Origin of the sequence: Paenibacillus tyrphae (assembly GCF_027925525.1) — a bacterium.
Taxonomy (GTDB): Bacteria; Bacillota; Bacilli; order Paenibacillales; family NBRC-103111; genus Paenibacillus_G; species Paenibacillus_G tyrfis_B.
In genome coordinates this window covers 1-320 of record NZ_BSDJ01000113.1, presented here as the reverse complement: position 1 = coordinate 320, position 320 = coordinate 1, and the positions used below count along the sequence as shown (strand labels likewise).

The following is a 320-nucleotide window of genomic DNA, read 5'->3' as shown; positions in this document are numbered from 1 at the left end:
GTGTGGAACAGCATTCCTTTCTGCATCGGCGTTAACGCATATACATTCTCAATCTGTCCAATATGCCGGGTTTGGGCGCTTAGCTGCTCCAGCTCCTCAATGGTCAGTCCTTTCCATAAGAGATCGCTTGGTGTCGGCTCCGGCTCCTCTTGGGCTACGCAGTGCGCAATCACTTCCCTCAGACTCGTCTGAAGCAGCCCCGCCAATCGCTCCACCGTCTCCCTGCGGTACTGTTTCCCGCTATACCGGATCGTCAGCGACAGGACTCCTTCCGTGATGATGCCGTTCATGTCCAGCACATAGGTCAGCGCAGCGTTTTC

The 320-nt window shown here is 55.6% G+C and carries 1 protein-coding gene; it reads right to left on the bottom strand.

Translation table 11 applies throughout. The features are described from left to right. A partial coding sequence (locus QMG93_RS35100; protein ID WP_281944535.1) for a hypothetical protein occupies nucleotides 1-320 on the bottom strand: 320 nt, incomplete at both ends.